At 60.4% G+C, this 17389-nt stretch carries 18 protein-coding genes; 9 read left to right on the plus strand and 9 right to left on the minus strand.

From position 1 onward, the window contains the following. Positions 1–116: 116 nt before the first annotated feature. Together lplT and hpnC are read right to left on the minus strand one after the other, a co-directional pair. Positions 117–1367, minus strand: a complete 1251-nt coding sequence (lplT, locus tag AC07OO_RS21225) for a lysophospholipid transporter LplT (protein ID WP_495084144.1) — start codon at positions 1365–1367, stop codon at positions 117–119. Between the two features lie 122 nt (positions 1368–1489). After that, entirely contained in the window at positions 1490–2371 is an 882-nt protein-coding gene (hpnC, locus tag AC07OO_RS21230; RefSeq protein ID WP_495084145.1) for a squalene synthase HpnC, read from the minus strand. Between the two features lie 92 nt (positions 2372–2463). Here hpnC and AC07OO_RS21235 point away from each other — a divergent pair, with 92 nt between their 5' ends. Both AC07OO_RS21235 and AC07OO_RS21240 read left to right on the plus strand, forming a co-directional pair. After that, complete coding sequence (locus tag AC07OO_RS21235; protein WP_495084146.1) at positions 2464–3126, plus strand: hypothetical protein; 663 nt, start codon at positions 2464–2466, stop codon at positions 3124–3126. Between the two features lie 133 nt (positions 3127–3259). Then, on the plus strand, positions 3260–4144 hold the full coding sequence (locus AC07OO_RS21240; RefSeq protein WP_495084147.1) for a CPBP family intramembrane glutamic endopeptidase: 885 nt from the start codon (positions 3260–3262) through the stop codon (positions 4142–4144). 15 nt (positions 4145–4159) lie between these two features. Here AC07OO_RS21240 and AC07OO_RS21245 read toward each other — a convergent pair whose 3' ends face one another. Next, on the minus strand, positions 4160–5467 hold the full coding sequence (locus AC07OO_RS21245) for a GNAT family N-acetyltransferase (protein ID WP_495084148.1): 1308 nt from the start codon (positions 5465–5467) through the stop codon (positions 4160–4162). Between the two features lie 62 nt (positions 5468–5529). On the opposite strand from AC07OO_RS21245, the gene AC07OO_RS21250 reads away from it, so the two are divergent. Beyond that, entirely contained in the window at positions 5530–7206 is a 1677-nt protein-coding gene (locus tag AC07OO_RS21250) for an NAD+ synthase (protein ID WP_495084149.1), read from the plus strand. A 62-nt stretch (positions 7207–7268) separates the two neighbouring features. Then, a complete protein-coding gene (locus tag AC07OO_RS21255; RefSeq protein WP_305648139.1) occupies positions 7269–7607 on the plus strand; it encodes a P-II family nitrogen regulator in 339 nt (112 codons plus the stop codon). Between the two features lie 3 nt (positions 7608–7610). Here AC07OO_RS21255 and AC07OO_RS21260 read toward each other — a convergent pair whose 3' ends face one another. The 6 genes from AC07OO_RS21260 to AC07OO_RS21285 form a co-directional block, all read right to left on the minus strand. Continuing rightward, the gene (locus tag AC07OO_RS21260) at positions 7611–8198 is read right to left on the minus strand and encodes an LOG family protein (RefSeq protein WP_495084150.1); all 588 of its coding nucleotides are present in this window, start codon (positions 8196–8198) and stop codon (positions 7611–7613) included. Further along, a complete protein-coding gene (locus AC07OO_RS21265; RefSeq protein ID WP_495084151.1) occupies positions 8195–8602 on the minus strand; it encodes a diacylglycerol kinase in 408 nt (135 codons plus the stop codon). The genes AC07OO_RS21260 and AC07OO_RS21265 overlap by 4 nt, the downstream gene beginning before the upstream one ends. Positions 8603–8617: 15 nt before the next feature. Beyond that, the gene (locus tag AC07OO_RS21270) at positions 8618–9112 is read right to left on the minus strand and encodes an RDD family protein (protein WP_495084152.1); all 495 of its coding nucleotides are present in this window, start codon (positions 9110–9112) and stop codon (positions 8618–8620) included. Between the two features lie 88 nt (positions 9113–9200). Next, positions 9201–9953, minus strand: coding sequence for a DUF3106 domain-containing protein (locus AC07OO_RS21275; RefSeq protein ID WP_495084153.1), 753 nt, complete (start codon positions 9951–9953; stop codon positions 9201–9203). A gap of 16 nt (positions 9954–9969) precedes the next feature. After that, entirely contained in the window at positions 9970–10404 is a 435-nt protein-coding gene (locus AC07OO_RS21280; RefSeq protein ID WP_495084154.1) for a DUF3619 family protein, read from the minus strand. Beyond that, entirely contained in the window at positions 10401–10967 is a 567-nt protein-coding gene (locus tag AC07OO_RS21285) for an RNA polymerase sigma factor (protein WP_495084450.1), read from the minus strand. Before AC07OO_RS21285 ends, AC07OO_RS21280 begins: the two co-directional genes overlap by 4 nt. Positions 10968–11259: 292 nt before the next feature. Between AC07OO_RS21285 and AC07OO_RS21290 the strand changes: the two genes are divergently transcribed. The 5 genes from AC07OO_RS21290 (at position 11260) to AC07OO_RS21310 (ending at position 17386) form a co-directional block, all read left to right on the plus strand. Next, on the plus strand, positions 11260–13059 hold the full coding sequence (locus tag AC07OO_RS21290) for an acetolactate synthase 3 catalytic subunit (protein WP_495084155.1): 1800 nt from the start codon (positions 11260–11262) through the stop codon (positions 13057–13059). A 139-nt stretch (positions 13060–13198) separates the two neighbouring features. Beyond that, positions 13199–13690 (plus strand): acetolactate synthase small subunit, encoded by a 492-nt coding sequence (gene ilvN, locus AC07OO_RS21295; RefSeq protein ID WP_209396191.1) that lies wholly within the window; start codon positions 13199–13201, stop codon positions 13688–13690. Between the two features lie 133 nt (positions 13691–13823). Further along, positions 13824–14837, plus strand: a complete 1014-nt coding sequence (gene ilvC, locus AC07OO_RS21300; RefSeq protein WP_495084156.1) for a ketol-acid reductoisomerase — start codon at positions 13824–13826, stop codon at positions 14835–14837. Positions 14838–14963: 126 nt separating this feature from the next. Next, the gene (gene pssA / locus AC07OO_RS21305) at positions 14964–15809 is read left to right on the plus strand and encodes a CDP-diacylglycerol--serine O-phosphatidyltransferase (protein WP_495084157.1); all 846 of its coding nucleotides are present in this window, start codon (positions 14964–14966) and stop codon (positions 15807–15809) included. A gap of 38 nt (positions 15810–15847) precedes the next feature. Continuing rightward, positions 15848–17386: a 2-isopropylmalate synthase gene (locus AC07OO_RS21310; RefSeq protein WP_495084158.1), complete on the plus strand. Its 1539-nt coding sequence runs from the start codon at positions 15848–15850 to the stop codon at positions 17384–17386. The last annotated feature ends 3 nt before the right edge of the window (positions 17387–17389 follow it).

The following is a 17389-nucleotide window of genomic DNA, read 5'->3' on the forward strand; positions in this document are numbered from 1 at the left end:
TAAGACTATGAGCCCCCACGCTCCACCGCTGCGCGGGTCGCTGCCCCCTCAAGGGGCTAAATCCGCTTGGGGCGGCCCGGCGCGGATTTGTTGCCTCCCCCGAGATATAGCGTGGTTTACCTTGGCGTGGCTCGGCGGTGAAACTGTGCGCGGTACTGGCTGGCTATTACAAAGGCCATGCAGCCGGCTACCAGCAGGCCAAAGCTCCAGATCAGTGTGTGCAGTGACAGCTGCGCCGCAGTGGCTGCCGCATAGACGGCCAGCATCACCAGCATGCCAGCGTTTTCGTTGAAGCCCTGCACGGCAATGGAGCGCCCTGCCGTCAGCAGGCTGCAGCCACGGTGCTGCAGCAAGGCATTCATGGGCACGATGAAGAAACCCGCCAGCGTGCCCAGCAGTATCAGTAGCACGACTGCGACCTCAACCGAATGCACGGCCAGCATCACCGGAAACAGCAGGCCCATGACCAGGCCTAAGGGCAGCACGTGGATGGCTTGGTGCAGGGCCACATAGCGGCTGGCCAGGGCCGCACCGGCAATGGCGCCGAAGGCCGTCACGCCCTGCAGGTAGGCGCCCTGGGCCAGACTCAGGCCCAGCGCCTCGTTGGCCCAGCGCAGCACGATGAGTTGCAGCGTGGCTCCTACGCCCCACAGCAGCGTGGTGACCGACATGGAGACCCCACCCATGGGGTCACGCCACAGCGTGGCGTTCTCCTGGAAGAAGCGGCGTACCACTTGCACCGGGTGGAAGGAGTGGTGGGGGTAGCGCTTGCCGCTGTCGGCCACGCCCAGCGTAAGGCCGAGCGCCAGCGCATGCAGGGCCAGCAGGCACAGCATGCCCGCCAGCAGGCGCGTGGGCGTGCCCTGTGTCGTGTTTAAGGCCGTGGTCAAGGCAGGCCACTCCCACTGCGGCATCAGGGGGCTGATCAGCAGGCCACCCAGCACGGTGCCAAAGATGACGGCGCTGACGGTGGTGCTTTCAAAGAAGCCGTTGGCGCGCACCAGGTCTTGGGCGGGCAGCAGCTCAGTGATCAGCCCGTATTTGGCTGGCGCGTAGATGGAGGCGCCCAGGCCGCCGAACAGCAAGGCCAGTACGGGGTCTACGCCGATGAGCAGCAGGGCCACCGAGCCCACCTTGAGCGCATTGGCCAGCAGCATGACACGGCCCTTGGGGATGGCGTCGGCCAGCGGTCCGACAAAGGGCGCCAGCACCACGTAGAACACCGTGAAGCCGATCTTGAGCATGGGCGTGACCCAGTCCGCGGCGGCCAGTTCGATGACACGGGCAATGGCGACGATGAGGAAGGCATTGTCTGCAATGGTGGAGATGAATTGCACGATCAGGAGCAGATAGAAAGTGCGATGCATGTGCTGGGCAGACTGGCGTGGGTGTGGCCCGAAGGGGCCTGTCGTTGAAGATTGGCCGCGATGCTAGAGGTCCAATAAGACAGTTCTATGAATCGAACCGTCTGCCCCACGGTTGGTGCGCGCTACATCCAGATCGCGCGCCACAGCATGACTGGGTAATCCCACCAGCGCAGCGTGGGCCGCTGGTTCAGCGTGGCGTAGTGCAGGTCTTCTATGCGATCCAGTATGCGCAGGCCGCCTTGCACCACCAGGCGCAACTCCCAACCCGCGCGACCGGGTATCTGGTGGACAAGGCTTGAGCCAAATACCATGCTAGCCCTCGCCGATTGGACGCAATGTGCTATCAATTGCGTAGCATTTGAGTTTTGGCGCTGTGCCAGGATGTCGGCCTGCGTCACGCCGAAGCGCGTGCAGTCCTCGTGCGGCAGGTAGTAGCGGCCGCGGGGAATGTCCACGCTCAGGTCCTGCCAGAAGTTGATGAGCTGCAGGGCGCTGCAGATGGCATCGCTGCGCTGCAGGGACAGCGTATCGACCACGCCGTAAAGATGCAGCAGCAGGCGCCCCACCGGGTTAGCCGAGCGGCGGCAGTAGTCCAGCAGCTCGGCCTGGTCGGCGTAGCCCTCGGCCGCGGCGGACTTGCGCGTGTCCTGCACAAAGGCGTCTAGCAGGTCGTGCAACAGTTGGGGTGGCAGGTGGTGGTCGCGTAGCGCGACCTGCAGTGGGCCAAAGACCTGGGGCCAGCGGGTGCTGGTTGGTGTGTTGCCGGCTTTCGGGGTCTCGGCAGCAACGCAGGTGCTTTCCAGGTCTAGGCGGTAGGCATGCAACTCGTCCAGCCGCTGCTGCGCAGTAGCGTCGCCCTCGTCGGCAATGTCATCCGCCGTGCGGGCAAAGTGGTAAATGGCGGCAATAGGCGCGCGCAAGTGTGCGGGGCACAACCAGGAGGCAACCGGAAAGTTTTCGTAGTGGGTGATGGGGGCGGGGCTGTCCGGCGTGGGGGCGTGCATGGGGAGGGATTTTGCCAGCAGGGGCCTGGGGCCCTGGATGCGACTCTTTTGCAAGAACAGTCGTTCGCGCAGTTTCCTGCGCTGAATGTGAAGTGCAGAAGAAATTGGCTAAGCTAGCCGACATGTTCGAGCACCACCGCCTGGATCCCGCATCGGGGTTTCGTTTTCTTGAGTTTCTTCCGCGCGCTACTCAAGTAGCCGATGCGGTCGTGGTTTACCTGCATGGCAGCGGTGAACGCGGCGCGGACCTGTCCTTGGTCAAGCGGTATGGTCTGCCTGCTCTTTTGGCACGATCCGAAGCATCCGTCAATTGCCCCGTGATTTGTCCGCAACTCGAAGCCGAGACCGAATGGAGCCCTGACCGGCTTGCATTGTTGATTGAGGCTACGACCAAAAGGCCACGGCAGCTTGCGCTGATCGGCTATAGCTTGGGTGGCTCGGGTGTGTGCGAAGTAGTCAGCCGTTTTGGTCCGTTGGTAAGTATTGCGGTTGCTATCTCTGGGCAGGCACCGCACAAGGTGGAGGTGGCCCAATCGGGATTGGAGTTTCTTGCAATCCAAGGCGAGCTAGACCCTTGGCCTCGCACCAGCCGTTTCATTGATAGCATCAATGCGTCTGGTGGAGTCGCGCACGGCGTCACGCTAGGCGGAAAAGGTCATTACATATCGGAAGAGGTGCTTTTTCACCCGAGTCTCACCTTGCTGTTGAGAAAAGCTGGTGTAGAGATCGCCGTGCGTGGAAACTGGGGCGGGTAAATATCTGCGGGCTATACCCCGCCTCCTGCACTCTGTCGCATGGCTCTGGTTCTACTAGGGCGGGCGGCACTACAGTCGCGCCCATCAGATTGCATCTGAACCCCGATCTTCACCCCTTTCACTGAGAGACAACATGACCACTGCGACTTACCCAGGCGGCTCTGCGGCTGCGCCGCTATCGCTTCGCATCCTGCGCTTTCCACTGACCCGTATCGTGCTGGCCCTTGTATTTTTTATGGTGCCATTCCTGCTGATACAGGCCGGCGCCACCCACTTTTTTACCGAGAAGCTGTTCTCGCGCATGGGGCAGTTGTTGGGTGCCTGCATGGGTTGCCTGTCGTATGCGTTTTATGTCATCAAGGTGGAGAAACGCGCGGTGTCTGAGCTGGCGTTCAAAGGTGCCTTGCAGGAGTACAGCCTAGGGTTTTTGCTGGGCGGGTTCATGGTCTGCATCTCGTTGGTTGGTATTGCGGCACTGGGTGGGTTGCGCGCTTTGTCATTCGCGCCCAGCAGTGGTCTCATCATCCTGCCGCTGCTCATGCATATCACGGTGGGGTTGATCGAAGAAGTGGCGATGCGAGGCATTTTCTTCCGGGTCGTGCAGGAATCGATTGGCAGTTGGCTGGCGCTACTGGCATCGGGTCTGGTGTTTGGTGCCATGCATATGTTCAATGACCATGTCTCGGCGCTGGGCATTGCCGACACCGCGGTGGCGGGGGTGTTTTTTGGCGCAGCCTTTTTGCTGACGGGGCGTCTGTGGCTGTGTGCGGCCTTGCACGCGGGATGGAACTTCTTTCAGGACGGCATCTTTTCGCTGGCGGTTTCAGGGCACCAGGTAAAGACGGGCTTGTTGGTGACGGAACTCGGCGGCCCGGACTGGCTGACCGGAGGGGCCTACGGCGTAGAGGGCTCGGCGGTTGACCTGGCCTTTGTTGTATTGGCCAGCGCCGTGATGGTGCTGCTGGCTTGGCGTCGGGGCCGCATGGTGCAGCCGGCATGGGCGCGTCGCCAAGCCTAAGGCTGTGCCAGGCGCTTAGCCCGTGGGTTCTTGCCGGAACGGGCTACGTTGCCGCAAATCTTCCAGGTAATTGCTGATGCCCTGGTCCTCTCGCTCCAGAAACCGCGCCACTGCATCTGCAAACGCTGGGTGCGCCAGCCAGTGGGCGCTGGTGGTCTTGACGGGCAGCAGGGCGCGCGCCATCTTGTGTTCGCCTTGGGCGCCGCCTTCAAAACGCTGGTAGCCGTGTTCTATGCACCATTGCAGCGGCTGGTAATAGCAGGCTTCGAAGTGCAGGCAGTCCACGCGCTCCAGGGCGCCCCAGTAGCGGCCGTAGGCTACCTTGGTGGTTTCGCTTCGGAGACTGGGTGCCAGGGTCTTCTGCTCCCCCACATCCGTTGGCCCCGCCCGCTGTGCGGGCTCCTCCTTGACCTGCGCAGAACACGCTGGCGCCCAGTCTCCTTCGAGAATATCGCTGCTAGCCCTCGTGGAATATTCGTCTAGTGCTATCAAACTGCTAGCAATTGCCTTGCCATCGCGCTCAGCGATGAACAGCAGCCAGTGTTCCGGCATGGTGCTGGCCATGCGGGCGAAGAAGTCGCGGCTCAGGTAGGGCGCGTTCCCGTGTTCGAGGTAGGTACGCTCGTAGCAGCGGTAAAAGAAGTTCCAGTCGGACAGTGATATGTCGCGCCCCAGGGACCAGCGGAAGCTGACGCCGGCATCAGCGACCTTGCGGCGCTCTTGCCGGATCTTCTTGCGTTTGTCCTGCGACAGTGAGGCCAGAAAGGCTTCGAAGTCCGCATAGCCAGGCTCGGTATTCTTCCAATGGAACTGCACCGTGTGGCGCAGCATCAGGCCTGCCTGCTCACAGGCCGCCGCGTCGTCTTCATTCGCAAACAGCAGATGCAGGGATGACATGCCACGTTGATCGCACCAGGCCACCATCGCCTGCACCAGCGCCACGCGTGCCGCAGCGTCGCGTGCCATCAGCCGCGCACCGGGCACGGGTGTAAAGGGCACGGCCGCTACTGCCTTGGGGTAGTAGGGCAGGCCGTGCTGGGCGTAGGCATTGGCCCAGGCCCAGTCGAACACATACTCGCCGTAGGAGTGGATTTTTTCGTACAGGGCGCAGGCGGCAACCAGTTCGTTGCCGATGTTCAGCGTGATGAAGTGCGGCGTCCAGCCTGTGGCGGGCGCGGCGCTGCCGCTGGCGTGCAGTGCGGCCAGGTAGGCATGGCGCATGAAGGGGCTGGGGTTGGGCTGGGTCTGCAGCAGTGCATCCCACGCCGTGGCGCCCACGTCCTGCGGCGTGTTCAGCACCCGAATGACATAATCCTCAGCCAAGGCGCACCTTGTGCGCAGGGCGCGCTCCGCTGGGGCGGCAATTAACAAAATATTCCTGGTTCATGACTCTCAAACTGTGCGTCGCGCAACTCAATTTCATCGTCGGTGATCTGGAGGGTAATGCCCAAAAGATCATCACCGCAGCTCAGGCCGCTTATGCCGATGGCGCGCGCCTGCTGCTGACCCCCGAATTGTCGATTTGCGGGTATGCCGCCGAAGATCTGTATCTGCGCCCGGCGTTTATCCATGCCTGTGATGATGCCGTGAAAAAGGTGGCCCATGCTCTGGCCGGGTTAAAAGACATGGCGGTCGTGGTTGGCCACCCCACCGGGGGCGACAGCCGCACGCGGTCCACGGCGGTGCAGCGGCGCTTCAATGCCGCCAGCGTGCTGCGCGAAGGCCAGGTGATTGCCACCTATGCCAAGCGCGAACTGCCCAATTACCAGGTGTTTGATGAGCGGCGCTATTTCACGCCCGGTGACGGCGTATGCGTGTTCGAAGCGGGTGCCGAGGGTCAGCGCATCCGTATGGGCTTGCTGATCTGCGAAGACGCCTGGTTTGAAGAGCCCGCACGCCTGGCCAAGGAAGCCGGTGCGCAGATGCTGGCCGTCATCAACGCGTCGCCTTTCCATGTGGGCAAAGGCTATGAACGCGAAGACACCATGCGCCTGCGTGTGCAGGAGACCGGCCTGCCGTTGGTCTATGCCCACATCGTGGGCGGGCAGGACGAGGTGGTGTTTGAAGGCCATTCTTTTGCGTTGAATGCCGACGGTACATTGGCCGGCCGCGCTCCTAGCTTCAAGGAAAATAGCTTAGTAGCCCTCGTGAAATCTACATATGGTGCTATCAAAATAGAAGCAACCGTGGAGCCCGTTCGCACACCGGAGCAGGACCTGTGGGACGCTTTGGTGCTGGGCGTGCGCGACTACGTGGGCAAAAACGGCTTCCCTGGTGCACTGCTGGGCTTGTCCGGTGGTATCGATTCGGCGCTGGTGCTGGCGATTGCGGTCGATGCACTGGGCGCCGACAAAGTGCGCGCGGTGATGATGCCGTCGCCCTACACAGCCGATATCAGCTGGCTGGACGCCCGTGAGATGGCACAACGCATGGGCGTGCGCTACGACGAGATTTCCATCGTGCCGCAGTTCGAGGCCTTCAAGGCGTCTTTGGCAGCCGACTTTGCCGGGCGTGCCGAAGACACGACGGAAGAAAACATCCAGGCCCGCATCCGCGGCACGCTGCTGATGGCCCTGTCCAACAAGTTTGGCAGCATCGTGCTGACCACGGGAAACAAATCCGAAATGGCCACCGGCTACTGCACGCTGTACGGCGACATGGCCGGCGGCTTTGCCGTCATCAAGGACCTGGCCAAGACGCTGGTGTTCAAGATGGCGCATTGGCGCAATGCCAACGATCCGTATGGCACGGGTATGAACCCGATACCCGAGCGCATCATCACCCGCCCCCCCAGCGCCGAACTGCGCCCCGACCAAAAGGACCAGGACAGCCTGCCGGCCTACGAGGTGCTGGACGCCATCGTCGACCGCTACATGGAGAACGATCAGAGCATCGAGGCCATCATCGCCGCCGGGTTTGAGCGGGCCGATGTGGAGAAGGTCACGCGCCTGATCAAGCTCAACGAATACAAACGCCGCCAGGCCCCGGTCGGGATTAGAGTGACCCACCGCAGCTTTGGCAAGGATTGGCGGTATCCTATTACCAACCGCTTCAGAGCGTGAGACTTTGCGGGACAGACCGCAGCGAAGCAAGCTCTGTCCTCAACTGATCAATTGGAGCCACCATGAAACAAATCACCGCCATCGTCAAACCGTTCAAGTTGGAAGAAGTGCGCGAGGCCTTGGCCGAGTGTGGTGTGACGGGGCTCACCGTGACCGAGGTCAAGGGCTTTGGCCGCCAAAAGGGGCACACCGAGCTGTATCGCGGCGCTGAATACGTGGTGGACTTCCTGCCCAAGGTCAAAGTGGAAGTGGTCGTGAAGACCGAAGACGTGGACCGCTGCGTGGACGCGATCGTCAAGGCAGCACACACTGGCAAGATCGGCGATGGCAAGATCTTTGTCACCAGCGTGGAGCGCGTCGTGCGCATCCGCACCGGTGAGCAGGACGAATCGGCCATCTAGGCCCTAGATATTCTCCAGGCGTGTGGCCGGTACCAGGCCCGCAGCCTGCACCAGTTCGGGTAAGAGCATCTGTGGCGTGTCGCCCATGCGAACCAATCCCATTTGCCACTCGCTCATAAAGCCCTGGGTGGTTGCGGTGCCGATGAAGTCCATCAGCCCCTGGTAGTACCCCGCCGTATTGAGCAGGCCGACGGGTTTTTCGTGGTAGCCCAACTGTCGCCAGGTCCAGACTTCAAACAATTCCTCCAGCGTACCGATACCGCCAGGCAGGGCCAGAAAGGCATCGGCTCGCTCAGCCATCATGCGCTTGCGGTCGTGCATGGTGTCGACCACATGCAGCTCGGTACATCCCTGGTGCGCCCATTCCTTGTCCACCAGCGCCTGCGGGATGATGCCCACCACACGGCCACCGTCCTGCAGCGTGGCATTGGCCACCGCACCCATCAGGCCGTTGTGCCCACCGCCATAGACCAGCTGGCCGCCGTGCCCCGCAATCCAGCGGCCGACCTCGCGCGCCACGTCCATATAGGCGGGATTGCTACCGGGGCGCGAGCCGCAGTAGACACAGAGTGAAAAGGCCGGGGCGCTCATGCCAGAAAGCGTTGAGCCAGTGCCGTCAGCCAGATTCCTGCGCAAACCAACAGGCTTAGCAGCACGGCCGCGCTGCCCATGTCCTTGGCGCGTTTGGAGAGGTCGTGCCACTCGGGGCCAATGCGGTCGATCGCTGTTTCCACCGCGGTATTGAGTAATTCCACCACCATCACCAGCACCACGCTGGCCGCCAGTAGTGCCGTCTCCACCCATGTTTTACCCAGCAAAAAGGCCAGTGGCACCAAAACGATGGCCGCGATCGCCTCCTGGCGGAAGGCGGTCTCCTGCCAGCCCGCGCGCAGCCCGGCAATGGAGTAGCCGGCAGCGTGCCAGACGCGGTTCAGGCCTTTGCGGTCTTTTTGCGGGTTGACGGTAGCGATGGCGGTAGGGGAATTGGATTTCACGGTTTTGGGTCTGGTTTAACGGCTCAATGGCTGTGAGCTGATCAGGCGTGTGCCGGCCCAGGCGTCGTGCCAGAACTGGCCTTGTGGGTGGAAGCGGCTCAGCAGGGCCCAGACGGCAATCCAGCCGATGATGATGACGGCTGATTCACCGCCACCCAATTGAAAGGGTGCCATGGCCGCCAGCGGTGGCAAGAACCAAATCCAACTCAGCGCGTAACGGCCCAGCGCACGGACTTGGGTAATGGCCTTGCCGTCTTTGTCCACGATGCGGATGTGCCAGGTCTTCATGGCCAAGGTTTGCCCCTTGGCCCAGAACCACACAAAGTAGATGCCAAAAATCACAAAGAGGAAGGCTTGCAGTGCGTTACGGTTGTCCATGGCGTTGCGGGTTTGGCTCAACGTGCCAAACAAGTAGCCGGCCAGGAAAACGACGCCAAACATCAGCATGCCTTCGTATAGCCAGCACGCCATACGGCGCCACAAACCCGGGGTGTTTATTTCAGTGTGCATGGTGATGGGATATCAGACCGACGGCGATTGTAGGTCGGTGAGACTACGGCAAGCCCTGCGAGGGCGCAGGGGATTGTGCTGCCGCGGCTTAATTGGGAGAAATGGAGTCGGCGTTGACCGCTGGCACGGATGGGCTTGGCGCTGCCGGAGCGACAACAGGCGCTGGAGCAGGGGCAGCGGCTACCGGTGCGGGCGGTGGCGGCAAGGGCAACAGCGTATTGGGATCAATGCGGGGCTTGACCGCAGACGCGGCCGCATCGTCGGGCGACGTATGGCGCGTAATGGGTACGGGTGTCAGCTTGCTCGACGGAACGGGTGTCACCGCGAGCGCGGCACCGGTGGGCTTGGTCTTGCTCTTGCTTGCAAGGTTGCTCTTCTCTTGCTTGCTGAGGTTTTGGTAGGCTTCCCACTCGGCAGCCCGCTCTGAAGGGGACACTTTTTTGGTTTCGGCGAAATTCAGGCGTGCCCGCTCGCGCTGGCTGGGTGTCAGACTGGCCCACTCCACCATGCGGCTCTGCATTTTTTCCTGCTCGGCAGTGGAACGGGTGGCATAGTTTTGCGATAGTGCAATCCATTTGCTCTTGTGACCACCGCTCAGGCTGTCCCAGGTCGCAGTCAAAGGTTTCAGGATTTGCTTTTGCGCGGCAGTCAATTCTTGCCACTGGGGGCCTGCTGGCTTGGTCACCAAGGGAGGCGCAGACGGCTTGGTGGCCGGGGCCATCGCCTGTCCGACGGCTTGACCGACCGCAAGACCCACGGCACCGATCAGCGCGCATCCAAGAATAGCCTGGCGAAGCGAGAGGCGTTGTCGAATGGAGGCGAACAGGTCAGTAACGGGCATGGGTCTCAAAAAAACACTAGTCGCGGCGGTTGATGCTCAGGAAATGCACAAAGCCCGGATCGGTATAGGCGGCAGGAGGCAGTTCGTCGGCCAACAATTCCACATCCACGTCGGCGATTTCGCTGGCGCGCTGTTGCTCTTGCACGACGGTAATCGTCAACAGGCCGGCGATCAGTGCCAGCAGGGGAATCACGGCACCCAAACGGCTCCACAGGCCACCGTCAAAGTCACCCGCGTTCAGCGTTGCGGCGCCGCCTTGCACGTTGACGCTGCTGGCCGTTTGCAGCTTGACCACAACTTTGCGTTTGGCCAAGGCTTGCATGCGTGCGGCCTTCAGGCGTTCGGAAATATCGTTGGGCAACCCCTGGGTGCTATCTGACAGGCGTGCAGCAATGTTGCGCCCCAGGCGGTCCTGTTGGCTGAGGTTTTGGTTGGGGTCTCGTGTTGTCATAGTCTTATTCCTTTAGCGCTCAGGGCTTTGCCCAGGGCTTGGACGGCTCGGGAACAGTGCGTTTTGACACTCCCTTGCGAGCAACCCATAGCCGCCGCGGTCTCAGCAACATCCATCTCCTCCCAGTAACGCATCAAGAAGGCTTCTCGTTGACGCGCCGGTAGCTGTTGAACCTCAATTTCAATCTCACGCAAGGTTTGTGCCCGTTCGGTCTGAGTCTCGGCACTCTCGTTTTGTTCCCCGTCGCCGGATGCGTGCAAGGTTTCCAGCAGGTCAAAACCCTCGGCATCGTCATCGGACTCGAAGTCGCTCATCGTCGAAAACAGCGCTTTTTGCGTCTTTTGGCGCCTAAACCAGTCCAATGTGCAATTGGACAGGATGCGCTGAAACAGCATGGGCAGCTCTTCGACGGGCTTGTGTCCATAGTGTTCCGCCAACTTCATCATGCTGTCCTGAACGATGTCCAGCGCCGATTCGTCGTTGCGAACGTGGTAGACGGACCGCTTGAAAGCGCGTTTTTCTACGCTCTTCAAGAAATCAGATAGTTCGCGTTCAGAGGCCAAGAGTTTTAAGCCGAGGAATAAAAAATAAGGATGCCGGGTCGCCAAAATGGCTGCCTGCTCGGCGGATACCGTCGAATTATGGCATTTACATTTCCAACTTTTGTGCGGAATGCACCAAATGTCACCCACTCGGTGCCATAATGGCGACTGCATTCAAAAGGCAAACGGGTTTTGGTTCGGCGCAGCATTCAATGCGCTCATGGCCAAAATCTTAAGTCCTGACGCGGCTTCACAAGAGTTGAGCGAAGGGGCACCCAAGGTTTTTCGTTAGAGAAATTCACAAAGGTTCATCATGGAAATTTCAAAAGCTGAAATCGCTTCGGCGTCGGCTGCATCCCACTCCAGCAAGTCCCAAGGGGCATCGTCCGGCACGCTCGAACTCCGCGGTGCGGAAGTTTTGGTCAAAGCCCTGCAGGCCGAAGGCGTCAAGTATGTCTGGGGATACCCCGGCGGCGCGGTACTGCACATTTACGACGCGTTCTACAAGCAAGACACCATCCAGCACGTTTTGGTGCGCCACGAGCAAGGCGCCGTGCACGCAGCTGACGGTTATGCCCGCGCCACTGGCAATGTAGGCGTGGCGCTGGTGACCTCCGGTCCGGGTGTGACCAATGCCGTGACCGGTATTGCGACCGCCTATATGGACAGCATCCCCATGGTGATCATCACCGGCCAGGTGCCTACACACGCCATCGGCCTGGATGCCTTCCAGGAATGCGACACAGTGGGTATCACCCGCCCGGTCGTCAAACACAATTTCCTCGTCAAAGACGCCCGCGACCTGGCCGAGACCCTGAAAAAAGCCTTCCACATCGCACGCAGCGGCCGCCCCGGCCCTGTGGTGGTCGACATCCCCAAGGACGTCTCCTTCAAGAAGGTGCCGTATACCGGCTACCCCACCTCGGTGGAAATGCGCTCCTACAACCCGGTGCGCAAGGGCCACGGCGGCCAGATCCGCAAGGCTTTGCAACTGCTGTTGACGGCCAAGCGCCCCTACATTTACACCGGCGGCGGCGTGTTGCTGAGCAATGCCTCCAACGAACTGCGCACGCTGGTGGATATGCTGGGCTACCCCGTCACCAACACGCTGATGGGTCTGGGCGCCTATCCCGCGACCGACCGCAAGTTCCTGGGCATGCTGGGCATGCACGGCACGGTGGAGGCCAACAACGCCATGCAGAACTGCGACGTGCTGCTGGCCGTGGGTGCGCGCTTTGATGATCGCGTCATCGGCAATCCGAAGCACTTCGCGCAGAACGAACGCAAGATCATCCACATTGATATCGACCCGTCCAGCATCTCCAAGCGCGTCAAGGTGGATATTCCCATCGTTGGCGACGTCAAGGACGTGCTGACAGAAATGATCGCGATGATCAAAGAAGGGTCCGCTAAGCCCGATTCCAACGCCTTGGGCGCCTGGTGGGAGACCATTGAGGACTGGCGCAAGCGCGACTGCATGAAGTACAGCATGGGCAAGGGCGATGTCATCAAGCCCCAGTACGTGGTCGAAACCCTGTGGAACATGACCAAGGACGCGGACACCTACATCACGTCCGACGTCGGTCAGCACCAGATGTGGGCGGCGCAGTATTACAAGTTCAACGAACCACGCCGCTGGATCAACTCCGGTGGTCTGGGCACCATGGGCGTGGGCATTCCCTATGCCATGGGCATCAAGATGGCCAAGCCCGACAGCGAAGTGTTTTGCATCACTGGCGAAGGCTCGGTGCAAATGTGCATCCAGGAACTGTCGACCTGCCTGCAGTACAACACGCCGATCAAGGTTGTGTCGCTGAACAACCGTTACCTGGGCATGGTGCGCCAGTGGCAAGAGGTCGAATACGAAGGCCGCTACAGCCACAGCTACATGGACGCGCTGCCCAATTTCGTCAAGCTGGCCGAGGCCTATGGCCATGTCGGTATGCTGATCGAGAAACCGCAGGACGTGGAGCCGGCGTTGCGCGAAGCCCGCAAGCTCAAGGACCGCACCGTGTTCATGGATTTCCGCACCGACCCGACCGAAAACGTGTTCCCCATGGTCCAGGCCGGCAAGGGCATCACGGAAATGCTGCTGGGTAGCGAAGACCTTTAGCCCATTGAGGCTCTAGCCCTCGTAACACAAGCGTAGCTAGCTATCAAAAAGCTAGCGTTTTAGTAGACGAATCTATTGTCCGCCAAGCCCGCAACTTACCGGTTGCGGGGGAGGGCGGCGAAAAGAGGAATCCATCACCATGAAACACATCATTGCAGTTCTTTTGGAAAACGAGCCGGGCGCCCTGTCCCGTGTCGTTGGGTTGTTTTCAGCCCGTGGCTACAACATCGAGTCGCTCACTGTGGCCCCCACTGAAGACCCCAGCCTGTCGCGCATGACGATACAGACCACGGGTTCGGACGACGTCATCGAGCAAATCACCAAGCACCTGAACCGCCTCATCGAAGTTGTCAAGGTCGTCGACCTGACCGAAGGCTCCTACATCGAGCGCGAGCTGATGATGGTCAAGGTGCGTGCGGTGGGCAAGGAGCGTGAGGAGATGAAGCGCATGGCGGACATCTTCCGCGGCCGCATCATCGATGTCACCGACAAGAGCTACACCATCGAATTGACGGGCGACCAGTCCAAGAACGATGCCTTCCTGGAGGCCTTGGAGCGTGCCGCCATCCTGGAAACGGTGCGAACCGGCTCCAGTGGCATTGGTCGCGGCGAGCGTATATTGCGAGTCTGATTTTCCCCAGGTCCGAGCGCGCGTTTCGACAGGCTCAACGCGAACGGACCTTGGCTAGTGGCGATCAACGGTCACCGTTCGCCCTGAGCCTGTCGATGGGCATTTCGCCAAACCATTTTTTAGGAGATTTGAAATGAAAGTTTTTTACGACAAGGATTGCGACCTGAGCCTGATCAAAGGCAAGACCGTTGCCATCATTGGCTACGGCAGCCAAGGTCACGCACATGCGCAAAATCTGAACGACAGCGGCGTCAAGGTCGTGGTCGGTTTGCGCAAAGGCGGCGCATCGTGGGACAAGGTCGCCAAGGCCGGCCTCAAGGTTGCTGAAGTCAACGAGGCAGTCGCCTCCGCCGACGTGGTCATGATCCTGTTGCCGGACGAAAACATTGCTGGCGTCTACAAAGAGATCGAGTCGAGCCTGAAGCAAGGCGCGTCCCTGGTGTTCGCCCACGGCTTCAACGTGCACTACAACCAGGTCGTGCCCCGCGCCGATCTGGACGTGTGGATGGTCGCGCCCAAGGCCCCTGGCCATACCGTGCGCAATACGTACACCCAAGGCGGTGGCGTGCCCCACCTGATCGCCGTGCACCAAGACAAGTCCGGCAAGGCCCGTGACTTGGCTCTGAGCTACGCCATGGCCAATGGCGGCGGCAAGGCCGGCATCATCGAGACCAACTTCAAGGAAGAAACCGAGACCGATCTGTTCGGCGAACAGGCTGTGTTGTGTGGCGGTGCGGTTGAGCTGATCAAGATGGGTTACGAGACCCTGACCGAAGCCGGCTACGCGCCTGAAATGGCGTATTTCGAATGCCTGCACGAGCTGAAGCTCATCGTCGACCTGATCTACGAAGGCGGCATTGCCAACATGAACTACTCCATCTCCAACAATGCGGAGTACGGTGAGTACGTGACCGGCCCTGAAGTCATCAACGACCAGTCCCGCGTGGCCATGCGCAATGCCCTGAAGCGCATCCAGAACGGTGAATACGCCAAGATGTTCATCCAGGAAGGCCGCTTGAACTACCCCAGCATGACAGCCCGCCGCCGCAACACCGCTGACCACTCCATCGAGAAGGTCGGCAGCCAATTGCGCGCGATGATGCCCTGGATCGCAAAGAACAAGCTGGTGGACCAGTCCCGTAATTGATGCATTTGCGGTTTGCACGGAAAGGCCACTTCGGTGGCCTTTTTGTATTTTTGGCTACGGCGTTTGGCGGTGAATTCCGCCATCGCTGGCTTACACTTGTAAGCTTGAGTCTTGCTAGGAGAATTTATGCATGATGGCGCGGATTCCGCATCGGCGGATGACGTGAATGTCTTGGTGCGCAAGCGCCGTAAGGGCATTTACATTTTGCCCAATCTGTTCACGCTGGCCGCTCTGTTTGGCGGCTTTTACGCGATCGTGATGGCCATCAATGGCCGGTTTGACCAGGCAGCAGTCGGCATTTTTTGCGCCATGGTGTTGGACAGCCTGGACGGCCGTGTAGCGCGCATGACTAACACACAGAGCGCCTTTGGTGAGCAAATGGATTCGCTGTCGGACATGGTGTCTTTTGGTGCGGCGCCAGCCCTGATCTCGTATGTGTGGGCCTTGCAGGGCCTGGGCCGCTGGGGCTGGATTGCTTCCTTTGTCTACTGCGCCTGCGCCGCGCTGCGGCTGGCGCGGTTCAATGTAAACACCACCGTTGTCGACAAGCGCTATTTCCAGGGCCTGCCGTCTCCTGCCGCTGCGGCACTGATTGCAGGCTTCATCTGGCTGCTGACCGAAAACGGCTTGAAGGGAACCAGCACGCTGGAGTTAGGTCCTATTGCATTGTCTGTGCCGTGGATCATGTTCGCGCTGGCGCTGTACGCCGGGTTGACCATGGTGACCAATGTGCCGTTCTACAGCTTCAAGGACATCCAGATGAAGCGCAGCGTACCCTTTGCGGTAACCATTTTGATTGTGCTGGGCTTTGCAGTCGTGACCATTGACCCGCCCACCGTGATGTTCGGCATTTTTGTGCTGTACGGTATGAGTGGTTACATCGTCTACGCACGGCGCAAGGCGCGTGGCCAGCAGACCAGTGTGATCAGCACATCCACTGACGAACCCGACGAGCGCGGTCTGCACAAATAGCCGTCCCCCCAATTTCAGAGATCCACAGGAGTTACGACATGGCTGACAAATTGATCATTTTTGACACCACGCTGCGCGATGGTGAGCAGTCCCCCGGTGCGTCCATGACCCGTGACGAAAAGTTGCGCATCGCCCGCCAGCTCGAACGCCTGAAGGTGGACGTGATCGAGGCAGGTTTCGCTGCCAGCTCCAACGGCGATTTTGAGGCGGTGCAGCTCATTGCCAACCACATCAAGGATTCGACGATTTGCTCGCTGTCGCGCGCCAATGACCGCGACATTTCACGGGCCGCTGAAGCCCTGAAGGGCGCCAACCGCGCGCGCATCCACACCTTCATCGCCACGTCTGCGCTGCACATGGAGAAGAAGCTGCGCATGTCGCCGGACCAGGTGTTTGAGCAGGCCAAGCAGTCCGTGCGTTTCGCGCGCAACTTGGTGGAGGATATCGAGTTCAGCCCTGAAGACGGTTACCGCAGCGATGTGGACTTTTTGTGCCGGGTGCTGGAGGCCGTCATCAACGAGGGCGCGACCACCATCAATGTGCCCGACACCGTGGGCTACGCGATTCCCGAGCTGTATGGCAACTTCATGAAGACGCTGCGCGAGCGCATCCCCAATTCGGACAAGGCAATCTGGTCCGTGCACTGCCACAACGATCTGGGCATGGCGGTGGCCAATTCGCTGGCCGGCGTCAAGATTGGTGGGGCACGCCAGGTGGAGTGCACGATCAACGGCCTGGGCGAACGGGCTGGCAACTGCAGCCTGGAAGAAATCGTCATGGCGGTCAAGACGCGCAAGGACTATTTCGGGTTGGACCTGGGCATAGACACCCAGCACATTTTGGCCGCCAGCCGCATGGTCAGCCAGACCACCGGTTTTGTCGTGCAACCGAACAAGGCGGTCGTTGGCGCCAATGCCTTTGCGCACGCCTCCGGCATCCACCAGGATGGCGTGCTGAAGGCGCGCGACACCTACGAAATCATGCGCGCCGAAGACGTGGGCTGGACCGCCAACAAGATCGTGCTGGGCAAGCTGAGCGGTCGCAACGCCTTCAAGCAGCGCCTGCAGGAGTTGGGTGTGCAACTGGAAAGCGAAGTGGACGTCAACGCCGCGTTTGCCCGCTTCAAGGAGCTGGCCGACCGCAAGAGTGAAATCTTTGACGAAGACATCCTAGCCCTGGTCAGCGACGAAAGCGTCAGCCATGTCAGGGAGCAGTACGCCTTTGTGTCCCTGTCGCAGCACAGCGAGACCGGTGAGCGTCCGCATGCCAGCATCGTGTTCACCGTGGATGGCGTGGAGGTGTCGGGCGCGTCGGACGGCAATGGGCCGGTGGATGCCTCGCTGAAGGCCATCGAACAGCATGTCAAAAGCGGCGCCGAGATGGTGCTGTACTCAGTCAATGCCATCAGCGGCTCCACAGAAAGTCAGGGGGAGGTCACAGTTCGGCTGCAAAACAGCGGACGCGTTGTCAATGGGGTTGGGGCTGACCCGGATATCGTGGTGGCTTCCGCCAAAGCCTATTTGAGTGCGCTGAACAAGCTGCACAGCAAAGCTGAAAGCATCGCAGCGCAGGGTTAAGCT

It is taken from the genome of Rhodoferax sp. GW821-FHT07G04 (assembly GCF_059418585.1).